Annotated in this window: 18 protein-coding genes; 16 read left to right on the top strand and 2 right to left on the bottom strand. The window is 55.6% G+C overall.

Translation table 11 applies throughout. From position 1 onward, the window contains the following. The first annotated feature begins 1 nt into the window (after position 1). A complete protein-coding gene (locus KXG62_RS20220) occupies positions 2–2,827 on the top strand; it encodes an RCC1 domain-containing protein (protein ID WP_218093818.1) in 2,826 nt (941 codons plus the stop codon). A 171-nt stretch (positions 2,828–2,998) separates the two neighbouring features. Here the strand turns inward: KXG62_RS20220 and KXG62_RS20215 are convergent, their stop codons facing one another. Continuing rightward, positions 2,999–4,261 carry a glucuronate isomerase gene (locus KXG62_RS20215; protein ID WP_218093817.1) on the bottom strand — a complete coding sequence of 421 codons (1,263 nt, stop codon included), beginning with the start codon at positions 4,259–4,261 and terminating at the stop codon, positions 2,999–3,001. Positions 4,262–4,575: 314 nt separating this feature from the next. Further along, a complete protein-coding gene (locus KXG62_RS20210) occupies positions 4,576–4,782 on the bottom strand; it encodes a DUF1657 domain-containing protein (protein ID WP_218093816.1) in 207 nt (68 codons plus the stop codon). A 169-nt stretch (positions 4,783–4,951) separates the two neighbouring features. Between KXG62_RS20210 and KXG62_RS20205 the strand changes: the two genes are divergently transcribed. The 15 genes from KXG62_RS20205 (at position 4,952) to KXG62_RS20135 (ending at position 17,880) form a co-directional block, all read left to right on the top strand. After that, positions 4,952–5,812 carry a DUF421 domain-containing protein gene (locus KXG62_RS20205; RefSeq protein WP_218093815.1) on the top strand — a complete coding sequence of 287 codons (861 nt, stop codon included), beginning with the start codon at positions 4,952–4,954 and terminating at the stop codon, positions 5,810–5,812. A 49-nt stretch (positions 5,813–5,861) separates the two neighbouring features. Beyond that, entirely contained in the window at positions 5,862–6,323 is a 462-nt protein-coding gene (gene spoVAC, locus KXG62_RS20200; protein WP_218093846.1) for a stage V sporulation protein AC, read from the top strand. A 1-nt stretch (position 6,324) separates the two neighbouring features. Further along, a complete protein-coding gene (spoVAD, locus tag KXG62_RS20195; RefSeq protein WP_218093814.1) occupies positions 6,325–7,341 on the top strand; it encodes a stage V sporulation protein AD in 1,017 nt (338 codons plus the stop codon). A gap of 5 nt (positions 7,342–7,346) precedes the next feature. Continuing rightward, entirely contained in the window at positions 7,347–7,712 is a 366-nt protein-coding gene (spoVAE, locus tag KXG62_RS20190) for a stage V sporulation protein AE (protein ID WP_218093845.1), read from the top strand. Between the two features lie 266 nt (positions 7,713–7,978). After that, positions 7,979–8,938 carry an AAA family ATPase gene (locus KXG62_RS20185; RefSeq protein WP_218093813.1) on the top strand — a complete coding sequence of 320 codons (960 nt, stop codon included), beginning with the start codon at positions 7,979–7,981 and terminating at the stop codon, positions 8,936–8,938. Between the two features lie 2 nt (positions 8,939–8,940). After that, positions 8,941–10,188: a DUF58 domain-containing protein gene (locus KXG62_RS20180; protein WP_246627547.1), complete on the top strand. Its 1,248-nt coding sequence runs from the start codon at positions 8,941–8,943 to the stop codon at positions 10,186–10,188. After that, positions 10,185–12,410 (top strand): transglutaminase TgpA family protein, encoded by a 2,226-nt coding sequence (locus KXG62_RS20175; RefSeq protein WP_218093812.1) that lies wholly within the window; start codon positions 10,185–10,187, stop codon positions 12,408–12,410. The genes KXG62_RS20180 and KXG62_RS20175 overlap by 4 nt, the downstream gene beginning before the upstream one ends. 113 nt (positions 12,411–12,523) lie before the next feature. After that, the gene (locus tag KXG62_RS20170) at positions 12,524–13,018 is read left to right on the top strand and encodes a YqeG family HAD IIIA-type phosphatase (protein ID WP_218093811.1); all 495 of its coding nucleotides are present in this window, start codon (positions 12,524–12,526) and stop codon (positions 13,016–13,018) included. A gap of 7 nt (positions 13,019–13,025) precedes the next feature. After that, the gene (gene yqeH / locus KXG62_RS20165; RefSeq protein WP_218093810.1) at positions 13,026–14,156 is read left to right on the top strand and encodes a ribosome biogenesis GTPase YqeH; all 1,131 of its coding nucleotides are present in this window, start codon (positions 13,026–13,028) and stop codon (positions 14,154–14,156) included. A gap of 64 nt (positions 14,157–14,220) precedes the next feature. Beyond that, on the top strand, positions 14,221–15,090 hold the full coding sequence (aroE, locus tag KXG62_RS20160; RefSeq protein WP_218093809.1) for a shikimate dehydrogenase: 870 nt from the start codon (positions 14,221–14,223) through the stop codon (positions 15,088–15,090). Positions 15,091–15,145: 55 nt separating this feature from the next. Further along, positions 15,146–15,439: a ribosome assembly RNA-binding protein YhbY gene (yhbY, locus tag KXG62_RS20155; protein ID WP_218093808.1), complete on the top strand. Its 294-nt coding sequence runs from the start codon at positions 15,146–15,148 to the stop codon at positions 15,437–15,439. A 16-nt stretch (positions 15,440–15,455) separates the two neighbouring features. Next, complete coding sequence (locus tag KXG62_RS20150) at positions 15,456–16,043, top strand: nicotinate-nucleotide adenylyltransferase (protein WP_218093807.1); 588 nt, start codon at positions 15,456–15,458, stop codon at positions 16,041–16,043. Next, positions 16,033–16,611: a bis(5'-nucleosyl)-tetraphosphatase (symmetrical) YqeK gene (gene yqeK, locus KXG62_RS20145; RefSeq protein ID WP_218093806.1), complete on the top strand. Its 579-nt coding sequence runs from the start codon at positions 16,033–16,035 to the stop codon at positions 16,609–16,611. Before KXG62_RS20150 ends, yqeK begins: the two co-directional genes overlap by 11 nt. A gap of 22 nt (positions 16,612–16,633) precedes the next feature. After that, entirely contained in the window at positions 16,634–16,981 is a 348-nt protein-coding gene (gene rsfS, locus KXG62_RS20140) for a ribosome silencing factor (RefSeq protein ID WP_218093805.1), read from the top strand. Next, complete coding sequence (locus tag KXG62_RS20135; RefSeq protein ID WP_218093804.1) at positions 16,978–17,880, top strand: CvfB family protein; 903 nt, start codon at positions 16,978–16,980, stop codon at positions 17,878–17,880. Before rsfS ends, KXG62_RS20135 begins: the two co-directional genes overlap by 4 nt. Positions 17,881–18,010 lie beyond the last annotated feature (130 nt).

Raw genomic sequence — 18,010 nt, 5'->3', positions numbered from 1 at the left:
TATGAACGCAATCATACACACCAAATTCAATCTAGCGCTGCTGCTGAAGATCGGATTGGCTTTGCTCGTTATGCTCGGCTCCTTTGCAGCGGCAGGACCGGCCTGGGCGGACACATCGTCCGCTCAGGGGGATGCCGGTATCGCGCAAATCGCCGGCGGCCTTGGTCATACCGTCGCTTTGAAAACCGACGGAACCGTGTGGACCTGGGGTGACAATCAGCGCGGCAAGCTGGGCGCAGGTAAACTGGTCAACCGCTACACGCCAAGTCGGATGACTGATTTGACCGACGTGAAAGCGATCGCGGTGGGAAACAACCATACGCTGGCCCTCAAGAAAGACGGGTCGGTCTGGGCTTGGGGCGCTAATAACTCTGGACAGCTTGGCGACGGCTCCAGAACCGATCGCGGTAACCCGGTGCATGTTGAAGGCTTGAATTCCATTATGGCGATCGCGGCAGGCGCGAATCATTCCGTCGCGCTTCGCGAGGACGGCGTTGTATTTGCCTGGGGTGACAACGATTACGGCCAGCTCGGCGACGTGACGACGGAAGATCACGATACGCCGAAGGAGGTTGTCGGATTACCCGAAATTACGAGCATCGCATCCGGCGTCAATCACATACTGGCCGTTACGAAAGAAAAGACGGTTGTCGGCTGGGGAGATAACAATGGCGGACAGCTGGGCTACGGGACAGTAGGCGGCAAGCGAACGTACCGCGTATTCGTCGAGTTCATTCAGGACGTCAAGGCGGTTGCGGCGGGCAACAACTTTTCGCTGGCGCTGAAGGAAGACGGCTCCGTATTCGCCTGGGGCTCCGATACGACGGGACAATTAGGGAGTTCGTATGGCTCCTATTACATTAACGTGGCTGCCAATCCGAAAGTCGTCACCGGCTTAAGAGGCATTACCGCGATTGCGGCGGGCAACACGCACGCGATGGCGATGTCCAAGGATGGGGATTTGTACACTTGGGGCGGCAATCAATTCGGACAGCTGGGTATCGGCAATACGGACAATAAGATGATTTTCAGCAAAATTGACGGCTTCGAGCATACGCAGCTCATCGGCAGCGGTTCCTTCCATGGGATGGCCATGAAGTCCGACGGTTCGGTCTGGACATGGGGCTCTAACGCGATGGGGCAGCTTGGGGACGGTTCGACCACGAACCGGACCTCGCCTGTCATGCTGCCACGGTTTTCGCTGTTCGTCAATAAAACCGATACTCCCGAGAGCACGTTGTCCTACAAGAACGAACTCACGCCGCTTCCGATTGCTGCCGGCGACGGTTTTACGGCAGTGATCAAGGATGGACAACTATGGACCTGGGGGGAAAATACGTATGGACAGCTCGGGACAGGGTCGAACGTATTTGCAAATTCCCCGCAATTCGTAAGCGGACTTCGGGATGCGGCGCAGCTGTCGGCGGGACTGACGCAAGCGGCATCGCTTCGGAAGGACGGGACCGTCATGGCGTGGGGAAGCAATATGGCAGGTCAGTTCGGAGACGGATCGACGGAGAACAAAAGCACGCCAGCGGCCGTGCCGTCCTTGAAAGATGTCGCATCGATCGGCGTGGGCAACAATTTCAGCGTCTTTATGAAGGCGGACGGCTCGGTGTGGACTTCGGGCGACAATTCATTCGGCCAGCTCGGCGACGGGCTGGGTGAAGACCGCACGACTCCGGCTAAGGTCGAAGGGCTGCCGCTTATTCAAGCGGTCGCAGCCGGAGGATATCATGTGCTGGCGTTAACGCCGGACGGACATGTATGGTCATGGGGAGACAACAGCTCCGGACAATTAGGCGACGGGACGACGATGCCGCGCCGCAGTCCGGTCGCCGTTCCCAAGCTGGAGGAAGTGACGGCGATCGCGGCCGGACGCAATTTCTCGCTGGCATTGAAGGCGGACGGCTCGGTGTGGGCTTGGGGCTACAACGCGTTCGGCCAGTTGGGTGACGGGACGACGTCCAGCCGTAAAGATCCGGCGCCGGTCAGCGGTTTGTACGGGGTTAAATCGATCGCAGCCGGCACTTACCACGCCCTTGCGGTCAAATCGGACGGTACCGTATGGGCATGGGGCAATAACTTGTTCGGCCAGTTGGGCGACGGCACGACGGACAACCGGAACACGGCCGTTCAGGTGAAGGCGCCGGCGGGCATTCAATTCGTAGCGGCAGGCACTTATCATACGGCGGCAATCGACAAGAATGAGGATGTGTGGACGTGGGGTTCCAACGGCGGCGGACAGTTGGGGGATGGAGGCTATAAGAGCCGTTCGACCCCGCAAATGATTGCCGGGTTCAATCCGGTGTTCGGCGACTTGGCCGGGCACTGGGCGCTAGACGCCATCAACGAGGCGGTGGCGCAAGGCATGGCGGACGGCTATCCGGACGGCTCATTCCGTCCGGACCACTCCATTGCGCGCAGCGAGCTTGTGAAGCTCCTTGCGTCGGCGTTAAAGCTCCATGTCACTGAACCAGAGGCTGGACAGCCGTGGTATGCGCCGTATGAGAAAGCATTGGAGGCTGCAGGCATACTGCTGCCGGGCGATCTTCAGGGCGAATGGGACGGCGCGGCGACGCGAGGCGAGCTGGCACGATGGGCTGTCCGCGCTGCAACAACGGCTCCGGCAACGATTGCAGATACCGCCGGTGCGATGAAGGAAGCGGTCAAGAAAGGCATGATGCAAGGGCTGGAAGGCGGCAATCTCGCTCCGGAGGAAACAACGACGCGTGCGCAAGCCATCGTTGTCGTGCAGCGTCTTCTTTCCGTGAAAGCCGGGAACGTGCTGTCCGTTGACGTTGAAGCGATCGTAAAGTTGCATTAACGATATAGCAATGAAATAGCAATGCATAGCCCAAAAACCTCTCTTTCCGAAATCGGCAGGAGAGGTTTTTGGGCTGAATAAGGGAGATAGGACGCCATCATTCCGCTCAGCCGGCAATAAAACAACAGCCCCCCATTCAACAGGGAGGCTGTTCGTCTGTATACGATAGAATCAAGCCGCAGGATCGGGTTTTCCAAGGAATTTCCAGAAAACACCGCCCAGCAAATCCTCTACGTCCCGGCGAATTTCTTCTTCCGTGACGCGCCAGCCGGCATCGAATAAATCGCCGTATTTGTCGCACAGCACTTTGGCGATTATGCCCCGGGAATGATCCCATTTGTACAGCAGTTGATCAAGGATGCGGCAATCGGAATGCTGCGGGATTATACTGCCGCCGAGAAGCTCCAGCCGCATCCGCGTAATTTCCTCGATCAGGCTCGGGTTGTTCAAAAACCACCAGCAGCCGAATACGAGCAAATTGCGGTTTTTCCGCGCGGTTACGGCGAGTTCGTGCTGATTCTCGCGGGATAGCATCGTGACGAGGAATTTGACATCCTGGTATTTGCTGACGATCCGCTCCACCGTCCCGATATCGCTTTTGCCTACGCTGTCGCCGGCGTCTTTAAGAGAAGGATTCACCTTCCGTTTCACGCCGATCATCATCGCAAATGGGATGTCGGCTTCCCGCGCGACCGGGATAATACACTCATCGATAATACGGACGCGAACGGAATCCTCGGGATAGGCAAAATCGTTAGGCAAAGACACGGCCATATAAAGCGGGTTCATGCGGGCGATCCAGTCCTTGAGGAAACGGCGTATTTCCGCGATCGTGTCTCCGGAAAGATCCGGATTCACCCGATAGCCTTGCTCCACAAGCTTCGACCACGAAGTGTCCCACAAATTGAGCAGCGGGTCGATCCGGAGCGCGGCCAGGAAACGGGAATCGACGCTCTCGCCTTGATCCCATATGCCTCGTTCATAGGCGTCGAACGGATCATTCGTCATGACAACCGTCTTAACCTTCGCGAGTCCGAGAATACGGTCGATGTAATCGCTTGCCTTCACGTTGCGGAAATAAGCGCGGTATTCTTCCAAATCCCGCTTGGATACATCAAAGCCAAGACGGTTCAGGACGGTGATAACCCCGCGGCATGCTTCGCTGTAAGGCGTGTGCTCGATGAACAGCGTTTGCCAGATCAGGTCGGCCTGCTCCTGCTTGGACATTTGCCAAAAAACGTCGTAAGACAGATCCGGCCGGAAGCGGAACGTCTCGGCGATCAAATAATGGTAAGTGAGCAGTTCGTCGACGCCCCACAGCAGCAAATCGCCGAACGATTCCGCGAACAAATGCGTATGAATGTCGGTGACCGGGGTCGTTTTAACCGTCTCCGAAACAAAAGAAAGCAGCTGCTCTTTCGATTGAATAGTCATGAAAATGAATCGCCTCTTTCCGCAAGAAAAGTTTATGTTAACGTGAACAATGAACATATTATAACATCGATTTCAAAAAACGCCTATAGGCTGGGCGAAAGCACAGGCTAATTTTTTATGCAGGTCATATGATGCACCAGCGAGCCGACTTCCCGGATGGAGGAACTTGTATGGAATCATTGCATTCTGAGGTTTTGCTGATTCTTGTCCTGTTTGTACTGCTGCTGATCGTCATATCGTTTGTATAGCGCGCCCCAAAGCAAACAGCCTTTCCCCGCGATCGGGAAAGGCTGTTTTTGCTGCGTCGAGACGAATTAGAAACCTTTGTACTGCGGCTCCTCGCTTTCGAGCTGCTGCACGCGGCCGCTTACTTGATCCACGATTTGCTGCGTTTGCTTCGCGCAGTTTTCAAAAATCGATTTCGCTTCCTGGTTTTGCGTGCTCAGCGCGAACGTTTCAAGGCTTGCTTGCGCGCTTTTCAGGGAAGCCAGCGTCGTTTTGACTTGGGATGCAACTGTCATTGTCCTCACCTCCACCTCGATAATATGTACATTCTATTTTTGTGCAATGAATGTAAAAAATATCCAATAAATAACAAAATCGCTTTTGGCAAATAATTTATATGTTCCAGCTGCCGCGTGCGCATGATCATGAACGATCATGCTTTGAATACAAAAGGAGTTGAGTACAATGCCGGAGTGGACGCACATTGCGGTTCGGTCGATAGTCGCTGTCGCTGTATTGTTTTTGCTTACCCGTATTTTGGGAAAAAAACAAATTTCCCAGCTCACCTTCTTTGAATATGTAGCGGGCATTACGCTCGGGGAGCTTGCCGGATTCATTTCTACAGATATTGGAGCCCACTTTATGCTGGGCATCGCGGCTATAGCGGTCTGGTTCTCCGTTCCGCTCCTATTCGAGCTGATCTCGCTCAGAAGCAAAAGAATCAGGGAGCTCGTCGAGGGCAAAGGCACGATCTTTATTAAGGAAGGCAAAGTGCTCGAGGAGAATTTGAAAAAAGAACGCTATTCCGCCGATGAGCTGCTGGGGCGGCTTCGTAAAAAAAACGTCTTCAATATGGCTGACGTTGAATTCGCCGTACTGGAAACGACGGGGGAATTGAGCGTGCTGCTTAAACCGGAACATCAGCCGCTGACTCCGAAAAAGCTGGGGATTGCAGTCGGTCCGGAACGGGAGACGCAGACGGTCATTATGGACGGCAGCATATTGGACGAGCCGCTGGCTGCGTACGGTTTGAGCCGGGAATGGTTGCTCACCGAGTTGGAGAAAATAGGCGTAACCTTGGAGAATGTATTTCTCGGACAAGTGGACGCCTACGGCCAGCTTCGGGTCGATGTGTTTGACGACATGCTCCAGCTCCCGCAAGCGTCTCAGAAAGAGACGCTGTTCGCTACGCTAAAAAAATGCGAGGCGGATCTTGCGCTATTCAGCCTGGCGACGGAAAAGTTTGCAGCCAAGCGCATGTACGGCCGCTGCTCGGAGCAAATGGCCAAGGTTGTCGAAGCCGTTACGCCGCTGCTCAAGCGTTAAATTAACGATCATTCCAAAGGGGGAATCGCAGTTGTCAACGAAGACGAAGATGCAGAAGCTAACCTGGACGCAGCAGGAATATCAGGAGCTCGCCAAAACGCGGGAACCGGCCCGCCCCGTATTCAAAAATTGCCTCCGCGCGTTTCTGGTCGGCGGTTTTATTTGTCTTATCGGCCAGTGCTTGATGCAGTTGTTCATCAACGTATTCGGCTTCACGCAGCAGACGGCAGGCAATCCGACAGTTGCGGTGCTGATCTTTATTTCCGTCGTGCTGACATGCTTCGGCGTTTACGATAAAATCGCGCAATGGGCTGGCGCCGGCTCGGCCGTACCGGTCACCGGCTTCGCCAACTCGGTATGCTCCGCGGCGCTCGAGCACAAGAGTGAGGGCATCGTTCTCGGGGTCGGCGGCAATATGTTCAAGCTGGCCGGCTCCGTTATCGTCTTCGGCACGGTCGCTGCGTTCATCATCGGTTTGATTCACCTGGCGTTTGGCGTGGGGGTGAAATAAGATGCTGAAAGGGTATCAAAGCTGGGAGTTTACGAATCGTCCCGTCATCATTGGTACTGCCACCGTCGTGGGACCGGATGAAGGCTCAGGTCCGCTGGGAGACCAGTTCGACATCGTGCATGCCGATTCGCTCGTCGGGCAGGACAGCTGGGAGAAGGCGGAGAAGAGGCTGCTGGAGGAAGCAGCCAAGCTGGCGATCGAAAATGCCGGTACGACGAAGGATCATATTCAGTTTTATGTCGGCGGTGATTTGCTGAATCAAATTATAAGCAACAGCTTCGCTGTCCGGACGATGCAAATCCCGTATTTGGGCATATTCGGCGCTTGCTCCACCTCGATGGAGGGACTTGCGATCGCCTCGATGATCGTCGATTCCGGCTTCGGCCATCGGGTCATGGCCGGTACGTGCAGCCATAACAGCACGGCGGAGAAGCAGTTCCGCTACCCGACGGAATACGGCTCGCAGAAACCGCCTACGGCGCAGTACACGGTGACGGGAGCGGCGGCGGCCGTCGTAGCGAAGGAAGGCAAAGGACCGGTCGTCACGGGAGCGACGATCGGGCGGGTGATCGACATGGGCATCAAGGATCCGTTCAATATGGGAGCGGCCATGGCGCCGGCGGCGGTGGATACGATGCAGTCCCACTTCCGCGACTTCGGGCGCGAGCCCGGCTACTATGATCTGATCGTGACCGGAGACCTGGCATCGGTAGGCTATCAGATTGCTTGCGATTTGCTGGAAAAGCATAATATTCCAATCCACCAGACGAATTATTACGATTGCGGACTGATGATCTACGATTTGGAAAAGCAAGACGTGCAGGCGGGAGGAAGCGGCTGCGGCTGCTCGGCTACCGTCACGTACGGGCATATATTGAAACGGATGAGCAAGGGCGAATTGAAGCGCGTGCTTGTCGTGGCGACGGGAGCGCTCTTATCCCCGCTGTCGTTCCAGCAGGGTGAAAGCATCCCGTGCATCGCGCATGCAGTTGCCATAGAAAGCGAGGGAACGAAATGAACTGGATGCAGTTTTTCTGGGCCTTTGTCGTCGGGGGAGCCATCTGTGTTGTAGGTCAGCTGCTGATGGATGTATTGCGGCTGACGCCTGCGCATACGATGAGCACGCTCGTCGTGGCCGGCGCCGTGATCGACGGCATCGTGATCGGCAACAAAAGCTTGTACGAACGCTTTATCGAGTTCGCCGGGGCCGGCGCCACCGTTCCGATTACGAGCTTCGGCAACTCGCTGGTGCATGGCGCGCTGGCCGAGCTGAAGACGAACGGCGCGATCGGAATCATTACTGGTATTTTCGAGGTGACGAGTGCGGGGATTTCGGCCGCGATCATCTTCTCTTTCCTGGCGGCGCTCGTGTTCAAACCGCAAGGATAATACGGATTTCACAAGAGAAGCACCGGGATATTCCCGGTGCTTTTTCGGCGTTCCGCCTGGAGCTGAACGGCGATTAGTAAAAATAATCTGAAATGTGTAATTATACAAACAATTTCAGCATTTTTACAAGTATACGGCGAATTTGGAATCCTGTACAATGTAAATAAGCTGCTTACTTTCTGTTTGTTGTCATAAACAAGAAGATAGAACTTTAGACCTCTTGTTGCGTATATAATACGAGCCCACTACTCAAGGAGGACCGGAACATGGAGACAATGATCAGAGAAGAAGTTCAAGCGTTAAAGCGGATACAAGAAAATTTGGAATCATGCATTTTAGGCAAAACCGATGAAATCAAACTGCTGCTTACGGCGATGCTGGCCGGAGGCCATGTGCTTCTGGAAGACGTGCCGGGAACGGGCAAAACGGTTTTGATCAAAGCGCTTGCTAAATCCATTCGCGGCCAGTTCCGCCGCATACAATGCAATCCTGATCTTCTTCCTACCGATATTACCGGCGTATCCATTTATCACCCCCGGGATGAAGTGTTCATGTTCCGGCCGGGTCCGATTATGACCAATATATTACTTGCCGACGAAATTAACCGCGCGACGACGAAGACGCAGTCGGCCTTGCTCGAAGCGATGGAAGAACGCCATATTACCGTAGACGGGGAGACGCATGAGCTGCCAAAGCCGTTCCTGCTGCTCGCGACGCAAAACCCGATCGATTTCGAGGGAACTTACATTTTGCCGGAAGCGCAGCTCGACCGTTTTATGATGAAGTTCAGTCTGGGCTATCCCGACGAGCAGACCGAAATGCGCATGATCGTTTCGCAGAGCATAGTGCACCCGCTGGACGCGCTCGAGCCTGTTGCGGAAAGCAACCAAATTCTCGCGATTCAACAGCTGGTCAAGCAGATCCATCTGGAAGAAGCGGTAGCGGCTTATTTGGTTGCCATTATTCGTATGACGCGGGAGCATCCCGCAATCTTTTTGGGCGCGAGTCCGCGGGCTACCCTGGCACTCGTACAAGCGGCCAAAGCGTATGCGCTGCTCAATGAGCGTGATTTCGTAATCCCCGATGACATCAAGTTTTTGGCGCCTTACGTGTTGGGCCACCGGATTTTGCTCCAGGCGGAAGCCAGAATGGAGGGAGCGACGGTGCAGTCCGTGCTTCAATCCGTATTCCAGCAGGTGAAAGTGCCCGTACGTTGGGAGAAGTGACGATGATGAAATCTTCCTATGCCCACAAGCTGGCGGAACGGCCGCGGTACAGCCGCAAATTTTGGGCGGTGCTCCTCACGTTTTTGTGTAGTCTGGGATTTTTATTGTTCCAGGGCGGGAAGCTGGCTTTCATGCTGTTTATTATTATATCCATTCTTAGCGTCTACTTGCTGCTAGGGCAATGGAGCGGCATTCGAAGAACCCAGGGCAACCGCACGCTGTCCAATGTCGACTACGGGTCGACGGTGGAAGCGGGTACGTCTCTGACGGTTTCGCTGCAACTGCAAATCCCCGGCTTCTGGCCGATGCCGTATATATTCGTGAAGGACCGTTTGTTCCACAAGACCGGGCGGGAGCTCACGTTCGAGGCAACGCTTGTGCCGGACTGGAGGCGGAGGGCCCACTGGGAGTACAAGACGCCGTCCATGCGCCGGGGGCATTATTATTTCGGCCGGACAGAATGCGTGACCGAAGATATATTCGGCTTGTTCGAGCATAGCGGCACAATTGATTTGCCTCAGAGCATTTCCGTGCTGCCGCAAATGGTCCCGATCCGCGAATGGCAGCAATTCCACCATATGCTGAAAGGAACGAACCACCATTCGACGACGACGCGGGCTTCCCGGGAAACGACGCAAATTAACGGGGTGCGCGAATATATATACGGCGACCGCATCTCGCGGATTCACTGGAACGCTACGGCCAAGACAGGCACGTGGAAATCGAAGGAATTCGAGCGCGAATCGCTCCCGAAATCGTACCTGGTGCTGGATCGCTTCGCGAAAGGATACGGCGGGGAAGAAACGTTCGAGCTGGCCGTTTCGGTGGCGGCGTCCTTGTTCCAATACGGCTCGACTCGCGATCTCTCCTTCGGCCTCGTTTCGCGGGGAAGCGATGACGTATACTTCGAGCCCCGTTCGGGGCAATCCGTCTATAACACGGCGATGCAGCATTTTATCGACGTGGAGGCCGACGGTCCGGTCGGGCTGAAGCAAGTGCTGCTGGAGAAGGTGCCGCAGCTTGTGCCCGGCAGCTTTATGGCGATCGTCAGCCCGCTCTCGGGCGAACCGATGCTGCAAATATTGACATGGCTGAAGCAGCAGCAGATGAATCCTTGCCATCTTTGGATCGTTAGCGATCCTGCCGCGAAGGATAGCTGGATGCTGCAGCTGAAAGCCAAAGGAATTGCCGGCTACGCGATCCAGACGCTGCCGGAGCTTCCGACCCGGTTAGGGGGGCGGAGCGGATGAGCAAAACGATGACATGGTGGAGAAGACTGCTGTGGGAAGGGTGGACGCACCGGCTTGCAGTGCTGCTGTGCGGTATTTTCCTGCTGCAGTTTACGATCTGGTTCAGCAAGGAAGAGGGCATGTGGCTGCCGGAGACGGTCGTCATCGTACAGCTCGCCTTGCTGGCGACCGCGCTGTTCGAGCACTTGCCGAGGCTTCACTGGCTTGTACGCGGGGGACTGGAGCTGATTGCCATCGTGGCGATCAACGTATGGGTGCTTGAACACTATAACGTGATCGATTCAATGGATTTGCAGAGCTTCTTTTCATCGCAATTATTTTTGAATTTATATGAGCTTACCCCTTATCTCTGGTTCGGGCTTGGCGCCTGGGTCACGTATTTGACCGTCATTTGGTTCGCGGAAGCGAAGTGGCGCATTTATTTGCTGCTGATCGTCAGCGTGCTCGCCCTCTGTGTACGCGATTCCTTCTCGTCCATCTATTTGTGGCCTCAAGTGGCCATCGTCGTAGGCTGCGGATTGTTTCTGCTTATTCTCAGCCACTTCAGCCGCCTGCGCCGCAAAGATCCGGAAGCCTGGAGCCGGCTTGCGGATTACCCGGCTTCCATCGCGGTTCCGGTGATCAGCCTGATCAGCATGACCGTGGCTGTAGGGGCGCTCATGCCCGAAACCGGGCCGCTGCTGACCGATCCGTACACCGCATGGAGGCAATTTCGCGGCGAACCGGTGAATTTCACCACAGGCAAAGGCGTTCAAGTGTCCGCCGCCATCGATGGTTACGATTCGTCGTCCGGCTACAGCCGCAGCGACACGATGCTCGGCGGCGGGTTTCAGTTCGATTACACGCCGGTCATGACCATCGATACGACGCATCGCGGGTATTGGCGGGGCGAGACGCGTTCGCTGTACACCGGCCGCGGCTGGGACGAGAGCGACAGCGAACGCCGGGGCGCCTGGAGCGCGGTTCGGCCGGATGCGGCGGTTGTGCCGGACCCGAGACAGGCGGCCGGCAAAGTGAAAACCGTGGAAGTCGTCCAGACGGTGACGCTGCTGACGGACCAGCGCTATCCCGTATTATTCGGCGCTTATGCGATGGAGAAGATTGCGGACATTAACGGCGCGAAGAGCGGGTTTGAACCGCTGCAATGGAACGCGCCGCAGTCCGAGCTTCGCTACAGTGAGCGGCAGCCTTACCCGAAGATGTATACCGTCGTGTCGCAAATGCCGGTCATCGACGAGGAAGCGCTGCGCAAGCTGCCGGCCGAGTCGCCGAGACCGGACATGGCCGACTTTCTGCAGATTCCCGACAACTTGCCAGAACGCGTACGGAAGCTGGCGGCCGACATTACCAAGGATACGGTAAATGCATACGATAAGGCCAAAAAGCTGGAGCAGTACTTGCAAACGGCGTATCCGTACACGAATAAGCCGGATTTGTCCAAAGGACGCAGCCGCGACTTCGTGGATCGGTTTCTGTTTGAAATCAAGGAAGGGTACTGTGACTACTATTCTTCCGCCATGGTCGTCATGGCGCGTACGCTCGGTCTTCCGGCCCGCTGGGTAAAAGGGTACGCCTCCGGCACGAGCGCGTACGATGAAGAGATGCTCGGCCTCACGATGGATGAGGGCTTACTCGATCCGGATGTCGGCGGGCTGTATACCGTGCGCAACTCGGATGCGCACTCGTGGGTGGAAGTATATTTTGCCGGATACGGATGGATTCCGTTCGAACCGACGGCCGGCTTCGTGCTTCCGCGCGCCGTACCAGAGGAAGAATTGGCTGTCGATACCTCGGCAATCCCGGCGACTGCGCCGGATTTGACCGAAACGGACAGCGGCTGGATTACCGGGAAGCATATCGGCTGGAGCGCCGCTGTCCTTGTCGTGATTGCCGTGCTGGCTTTCCTGGCGCGCCGCTTCCAGTTGATCGATTTGATCATGGAATGGGCCCGCCGCAGGCGTGCGCTGCTGCTGAAGCAAAAAATCATCTTCGAGTGCGAACGGCTGCTGCGCATATTCCGGCGTTACGGCTATGTGCGCGAAGAGCATGAGACGCTGCGTGAAGCGGTACGCAGATGGACGAAGCAGAGCAACTGGATGGCTGCGGAGCTGGATACGGTGCTGTTCCAGTTTGAAAAAGCCAAATACAGCAAAACGGACGTTACGGAAGAAGATTGGAAGCAAACCGCGCAAAGCGTGGAGAAGCTTCGTTCGCAAATGTAATGCAGGAGAAATAGGCATGCGTCCGGCGCGGCCTATTTCTTTTTGCAACAAAAAGGACATATATGGTATAGTTTGACGTAGATAGGTCCGTCCAAATTCACGAGGTGAACGTTTTGCTGAAAAAGCTCATTCCGCAACAACAGGTGAACTCGATTTACGAAATTGATCTGCACGCATTGTTCAAGCAGGGATACCGTGGCATTATTACGGATTTGGATAACACGCTGGTTGGGGCGAAGGCGCCGCTTGCCACGCCGGAGCTGATCGATTGGCTCAAGGTCGTCGGGCAAATCGGCTTTCAGATCGTCATCGTTTCCAATAACCAACGCGAGCGCGTCACCCAATTCGCCGAGCCGCTGTCCCTGCCTTTCATTTATAGAGCGAAAAAACCGACCAATGCATCTTTTCGCAGGGCGCTGCACATCATGAATTTGGAAGCGGGGCAGACGGTTGTCATTGGAGACCAGATGCTGACCGACGTGCTCGGAGGCAATCGGATGGGATTATACACGATATTGGTGCAGCCGATTTCTCCGGCAGACGAAGGTTTCTTTACGAAGGTAAACCGAAGGCTGGAGAAAGCCGTCCGGATTATGATGAAAAGGTAGGGAATGTATGTCAGACAGGAAAGATACGACGGCCGCGGATATCCGCTGCGCCGGCTGCGGCGTGCTGCTGCAGCACGAGGACGCATCGCTTCTCGGCTATACGCCGGAAAAGGCGATGTCACGGGAGCCGATCATATGCCAGCGCTGCTTCCGCATCAAAAATTATAACGAGGCTTCGGGCATTACGCTCAATCAAGATGATTTCTTGAAACTGCTGACGCATGTCGGCAGCACCCAATCGCTTGTCGTGAACATCGTCGATCTGTTCGACTTTGAAGGCAGCATGATTTCGGGCTTGCCGCGCTTTGTAGGTAATAACCCGATCGTGCTTGTCGTCAACAAAATCGATCTGCTGCCGAAAGTGACCAATTACAACCGGATCGTGAATTGGGTGCAGCGCCAGGCCAAGGAAGCGGGGCTGAAGGTCGTAGAGGTCGTTCTCTGCTCGGCCAAAAAAAATATGGGCTTCGAGCGCGTCATCGAGGTGCTCGACCAGCATCGGCACGGACGCGATATTTATGTGGTAGGCGCAACCAACGTCGGCAAATCGACGCTGATCAACCGGCTTATCCGTGATTACAGCGACCTGGACGCCGAGCTGACGACGTCGCAATACCCGGGAACGACGCTCGATCTGGTGCGTATTCCGTTGGACGACGGCTCGTCGATTATCGATACGCCCGGTATCGTCTACAAGCACCGGCTTACCGAGCTGGTGAACAAGAAAGACTTGATGAAGCTGATGCCGGCGGGCCCGATCAAGCCGGTCGTATTTCAGCTCAACGAGAAGCAGACGATTTTCTTCGGCAGCCTGGCACGTTTCGATTTCATTCAGGGAGAACGGCAGTCGTTCACGTTCTACGTATCCAATGCCGTAACGGCTCACCGCACGAAGCTGGAGCGCGCGGATGCGCTGTACGACGAGCATAAGGGTGAGCTGCTGTCGCCTCCGGTGAAAGCGGATCTGGACGAATTGCCCAAACTGACGAAGCATGCGATACGCATTCCAAAAGGCAGCGATGTGGACGTTTCGATTTCCGGGCTCGGCTGGATTAAAGTGAACAGCCAAGCTGGAGCGGAGCTGGCCATTCATGCGCCCAAAGGTGTCAAGGTCGCTGTGCGCGAGTCGCTCATTTAACGCTGGGCAGGCGCCGTTGCGGGACATTCGCTCCTTAACGGAGGAACGGGAGAGGAAGAGAGCCATGGGGAAGCACAAGCTGGACAGTCATACGATTCTTTACGGCGTATTCGGTGATCCGGTACGTCACTCCAAGTCGCCGATTATGCTGAATCGGGCCTTTGAGTTCGCCGGACTGAACGCGGCTTATGCGGCGTTTCATATTTTGCCGGGCACGCTGAAGGATGCGGTCGCCGGTATTCGGGCGCTGCAATTTCGCGGGGTGAACGTGACGATCCCGCATAAAATTGAAGTGATGTCCTACCTGGATGAAATCGACGAGGGCGCGCGCGTCATCGGCGCCGTCAATACGATCGTCAACGACAACGGACGGTTGATCGGCTATAATACGGACGGCATCGGTTACGTCCGTTCGTTGAAGGAAGAGACGGGCGTCGAATTGAAAGGCCGGAAGGTGCTCATGATCGGCGCCGGCGGGGCAGCCCGAGGCGTTGGTTACGCACTGGCCAAGGAAGGCATCGAGCATATGTACATCGAGAACCGCACCCGCGAGAAGGCGGAAGAGCTGGCTAAGTCGATGTCCTCCTTCTGCAGCTTATCGGCCATCGGAATGGACGAGGTCGACCGGGTATGCGATGAAGCGGTGCTGATCGTGAACAACAAGTCCGTTGGCATGTACCCGAACGTGGACGAGGTGCCGATGGATACGTCGCTGATCCGCGCCGGCACCGTTGTCAGCGATCTGGTGTATACTCCGCCGTTGACCCGCTTTTTGCGCGAAGCGCGCGACCTTCGCGGCGCCACGATCCACAGCGGGCTGGGGATGTTTATTTATCAAGGCGCTTACGCGTTCGAGTACTGGACGGGGCAGCCCGCTCCGATCGAAGCGATGCGCGAAGCCGTCGTACAATCTTTTGCGGAATCGTCTTCTTAAGACGGTTCTGTTTCGCTTCAAGAACAAATTAAATGAATAGAGGTAAACGCTTAGCATGCTGACAGGTAAACAAAAAAGATACTTGCGCTCAATGGCCCATCATTTGAACCCGATTTTTCAGGTCGGTAAGGGTGGGGTAAACGATCATCTGATTCGACATATTAAAGAGGCGATCGAGGTAAGAGAGCTGATGAAAGTCTCGATATTGAATAACAACATGGACGACCGCAACGAAGTAGCGCAGCAGCTCGCAGACGGGGCAGACGCGGAGCTCGTGCAAATCATCGGCAAGACGATTGTGCTGTATAAGGAATCCAAGGATCATAAAACGATCGAGCTGCCGGTCTAAAAAGAGGTGAAGCAGGATGAAGGTCGGCCTGATGGGAGGCACCTTTGATCCGATACATATCGGTCATTTGCTGGCGGCGCAAAGCGTGTGCGAACAAGCGGAGCTGGACGAGATCTGGTTCATGCCGGTCAACGTGCCGCCTCATAAAGAGGCGGCGCCGGGGGCTACGGCGCAGCAGCGGTGGGAGATGGCGAATCTCGCCGTGGAGCATCATCCGAAGTTTCGAACGACCAACATCGAGCTTCGCCGAGGCGGTGTCTCGTACAGCATCGACACCGTCACCTTGCTTCGGCAGCAATATCCCGGCCATCATTTTTATTATATTATCGGGGCTGACATGGTTCGGTATTTGCCCAAATGGTATAAGATCGACGAGCTGATCAAGCTGGTCACCTTCGTCGGTTTGGAGCGTCCGGGCTTCGATAGCGGATTGGCCGAGCTTCCGCCGGCGATCCGCGAATCGCTCTTGCTGGTGGAGATGCCGCAAATCGAATTGTCCTCCACCCGGATCCGGGAGCGCCGCGCAGCGGGACAGCCGGTGCGTTACATGGTGCCGGATCGGGTAAACGATTATATCGAGGTGAACCGGTTATATGAATCGTGAACAGCTGATCGAGTCGGTGCGGTCGCAAATGCCGCCGCAGCGCTGGACGCATACCGTAGGTGTGATGGAAACGTCGGTTATTCTCGCGGAACGCTTCGGAGCCGATCCGGTGAAGGCGGAGCTGGCCGCCATCCTGCATGATGTGTGCAAATATTGGCGCGTGGACGAACAGGCGCAAATCATACGGGAGAACGGGCTTCCGGCGGATTTGCTTGATTACGATAAGGAATTATGGCATGCGCACGCGGGGGCATGGATTGCCTCGAGCCGTTACGGCGTGATCGACGAAGAAGTGCTTGATGCGATTCGCTATCATACGTCAGGCCGCCGCGGCATGACGCTGCTGGACAAAGTCGTATGCCTGGCCGATTATATGGAGCCGGGACGCGATTTCCCCGGTGTGAATAATATTCGCGAAACCGCCGAACATAATTTAGAGAGAGCGTTGCTCGCCGGGTTTGACGGTACGATTCGTTTTTTGCTGGATAAAGGCAGAAAAATATATCCGCTCACGCTCGAAGCCCGCAATGGGCTGCTGGAAGAGCTGGAGCGGGGAGAAGCAAAGTAATTACGATTTGGGAGGAAACCTAATGACCATTCAACCGGATGATCTCATGTCCATCGTCGTCGATGCGGCCGAAGACAAAAAAGCAATGAACCTGATCGCGCTGAATCTTCAAGGAATTTCGCTGATATCCGATTATTTCATCATCTGTCACGGCAATTCCGAAACGCAGGTACAGGCCATCGCTACGGAAATCCGCAAACGGGCGGAGGAGAACGGGGCGCGCATTCGAGGCATGGAAGGGATGGATACGGCCCGCTGGGTCCTAGTCGACATGGGCGATGTCGTGGCTCATGTGTTCCATCGGGATGACCGGGAATATTACAATATCGAGCGTCTGTGGTCCGACGCGAAAGTGGTCGAACGGGTATGAAGCTGGAAGCCGGTACGTTTACGAAATTGAAAGTCGCAAGGGAAGTATCGCCGTTCGGTTATTTTTTGACGGATGGCCTGGTCGACGTGCTGCTTCATTACAGCGAAACGACGGACAAAATCAAACCGGGCGATGACGTGGAAGTGTTTCTGTTCTACGATACGGAAGACCGGCTGGCCGCGACGATGCGCAAGCCGCTCGTTACGCTGGGACAGGTTGCGCTGCTGGAAGTGATGGACATTCATCCGCGCTTCGGCTGTTTTCTCGAGATGGGGTTGGGACGGCATTTGCTGCTGCCGTTTCGCGAGCTGCCCGAGCTGAAGGAGCTGCGTCCCGTCGTAGGGGACAAAGTATTCGTCGTGCTCGCTCACGACCGCCAGGGCAGGCTGGTCGCCAGGCTGGCGGGAGAAGAAGAGCTGAAGCCTTTATGCTTTCAAGCGCCGTCCAGCTGGAAAAACCTCCGGGTCGAGGCGCGGGTGTACAAGCCGCTGCAGTTGGGAACGTTCGTCGTCTGTGATGGCGGCGTGCTCGGCTTCGGAGCGATCGGCATGATTCATTCGACCGAGCGCACCCGACTGCTTCGTCTCGGCGAACGGGTGGAAGCGCGCGTTATTTTTGTCCGCGAGGACGGCAACGTGAACTTGTCGATGCGCGAACGGAAAGAAGTCAGCCGTGACGAGGATTCCGAGAAGCTGCTCGCATTCATGCGGGAGCGGCCGAATGGTGCGATGCCGTATTCCGACGAGACGCCGCCCGAGCTGATCGTCCAGCGGTTCGGCATGAGCAAGTCGGCGTTCAAGCGCGCGATCGGCAAGCTGATGAGAGAAGGCGTCGTACACCAGGAAGGCAGCTGGACGTACTTGAACAATACGGAAAGCACCGATTCGGAGAAGAACTGATACCGTGAAGAGAGCATGGCTCGCAAGCTCCGACCAGCAAACATTCATGCTCGCATGAATGAATTGTGTCGTCATCAAGATGAGCGGATAGATGTAAGTCAATAAAGCGTGAAACTGCTCAGCCGGTTGC

This window comes from Paenibacillus solanacearum (assembly GCF_910593845.1).
Classification (GTDB): domain Bacteria; phylum Bacillota; class Bacilli; order Paenibacillales; family NBRC-103111; genus Paenibacillus_G; species Paenibacillus_G solanacearum.
Note: the sequence above shows the minus strand (reverse complement) of the source record. Positions and strands in the feature narration are given on the sequence as shown.

Excerpts from the sequence above, each read along its gene's own strand:
- KXG62_RS20150 (WP_218093807.1), top strand. The coding sequence starts at position 15,456 with ATGAAGGTCGGCCTGATGGGAGGCACCTTTGATCCGATACATATCGGT.
- yhbY (WP_218093808.1), top strand. The coding sequence starts at position 15,146 with ATGCTGACAGGTAAACAAAAAAGATACTTGCGCTCAATGGCCCATCAT.
- aroE (WP_218093809.1), top strand. The coding sequence starts at position 14,221 with ATGGGGAAGCACAAGCTGGACAGTCATACGATTCTTTACGGCGTATTC.
- spoVAD (WP_218093814.1), top strand. The coding sequence starts at position 6,325 with ATGCTGAAAGGGTATCAAAGCTGGGAGTTTACGAATCGTCCCGTCATC.
- KXG62_RS20185 (WP_218093813.1), top strand. The coding sequence starts at position 7,979 with ATGGAGACAATGATCAGAGAAGAAGTTCAAGCGTTAAAGCGGATACAA.
- spoVAC (WP_218093846.1), top strand. The coding sequence starts at position 5,862 with ATGCAGAAGCTAACCTGGACGCAGCAGGAATATCAGGAGCTCGCCAAA.
- KXG62_RS20215 (WP_218093817.1), bottom strand. The coding sequence starts at position 4,261 with ATGACTATTCAATCGAAAGAGCAGCTGCTTTCTTTTGTTTCGGAGACG.
- KXG62_RS20135 (WP_218093804.1), top strand. The coding sequence starts at position 16,978 with ATGAAGCTGGAAGCCGGTACGTTTACGAAATTGAAAGTCGCAAGGGAA.
- KXG62_RS20210 (WP_218093816.1), bottom strand. The coding sequence starts at position 4,782 with ATGACAGTTGCATCCCAAGTCAAAACGACGCTGGCTTCCCTGAAAAGC.
- yqeK (WP_218093806.1), top strand. The coding sequence starts at position 16,033 with ATGAATCGTGAACAGCTGATCGAGTCGGTGCGGTCGCAAATGCCGCCG.
- spoVAE (WP_218093845.1), top strand. The coding sequence starts at position 7,347 with ATGCAGTTTTTCTGGGCCTTTGTCGTCGGGGGAGCCATCTGTGTTGTA.
- KXG62_RS20180 (WP_246627547.1), top strand. The coding sequence starts at position 8,941 with ATGATGAAATCTTCCTATGCCCACAAGCTGGCGGAACGGCCGCGGTAC.
- KXG62_RS20205 (WP_218093815.1), top strand. The coding sequence starts at position 4,952 with ATGCCGGAGTGGACGCACATTGCGGTTCGGTCGATAGTCGCTGTCGCT.
- KXG62_RS20175 (WP_218093812.1), top strand. The coding sequence starts at position 10,185 with ATGAGCAAAACGATGACATGGTGGAGAAGACTGCTGTGGGAAGGGTGG.
- yqeH (WP_218093810.1), top strand. The coding sequence starts at position 13,026 with ATGTCAGACAGGAAAGATACGACGGCCGCGGATATCCGCTGCGCCGGC.
- rsfS (WP_218093805.1), top strand. The coding sequence starts at position 16,634 with ATGACCATTCAACCGGATGATCTCATGTCCATCGTCGTCGATGCGGCC.
- KXG62_RS20220 (WP_218093818.1), top strand. The coding sequence starts at position 2 with ATGAACGCAATCATACACACCAAATTCAATCTAGCGCTGCTGCTGAAG.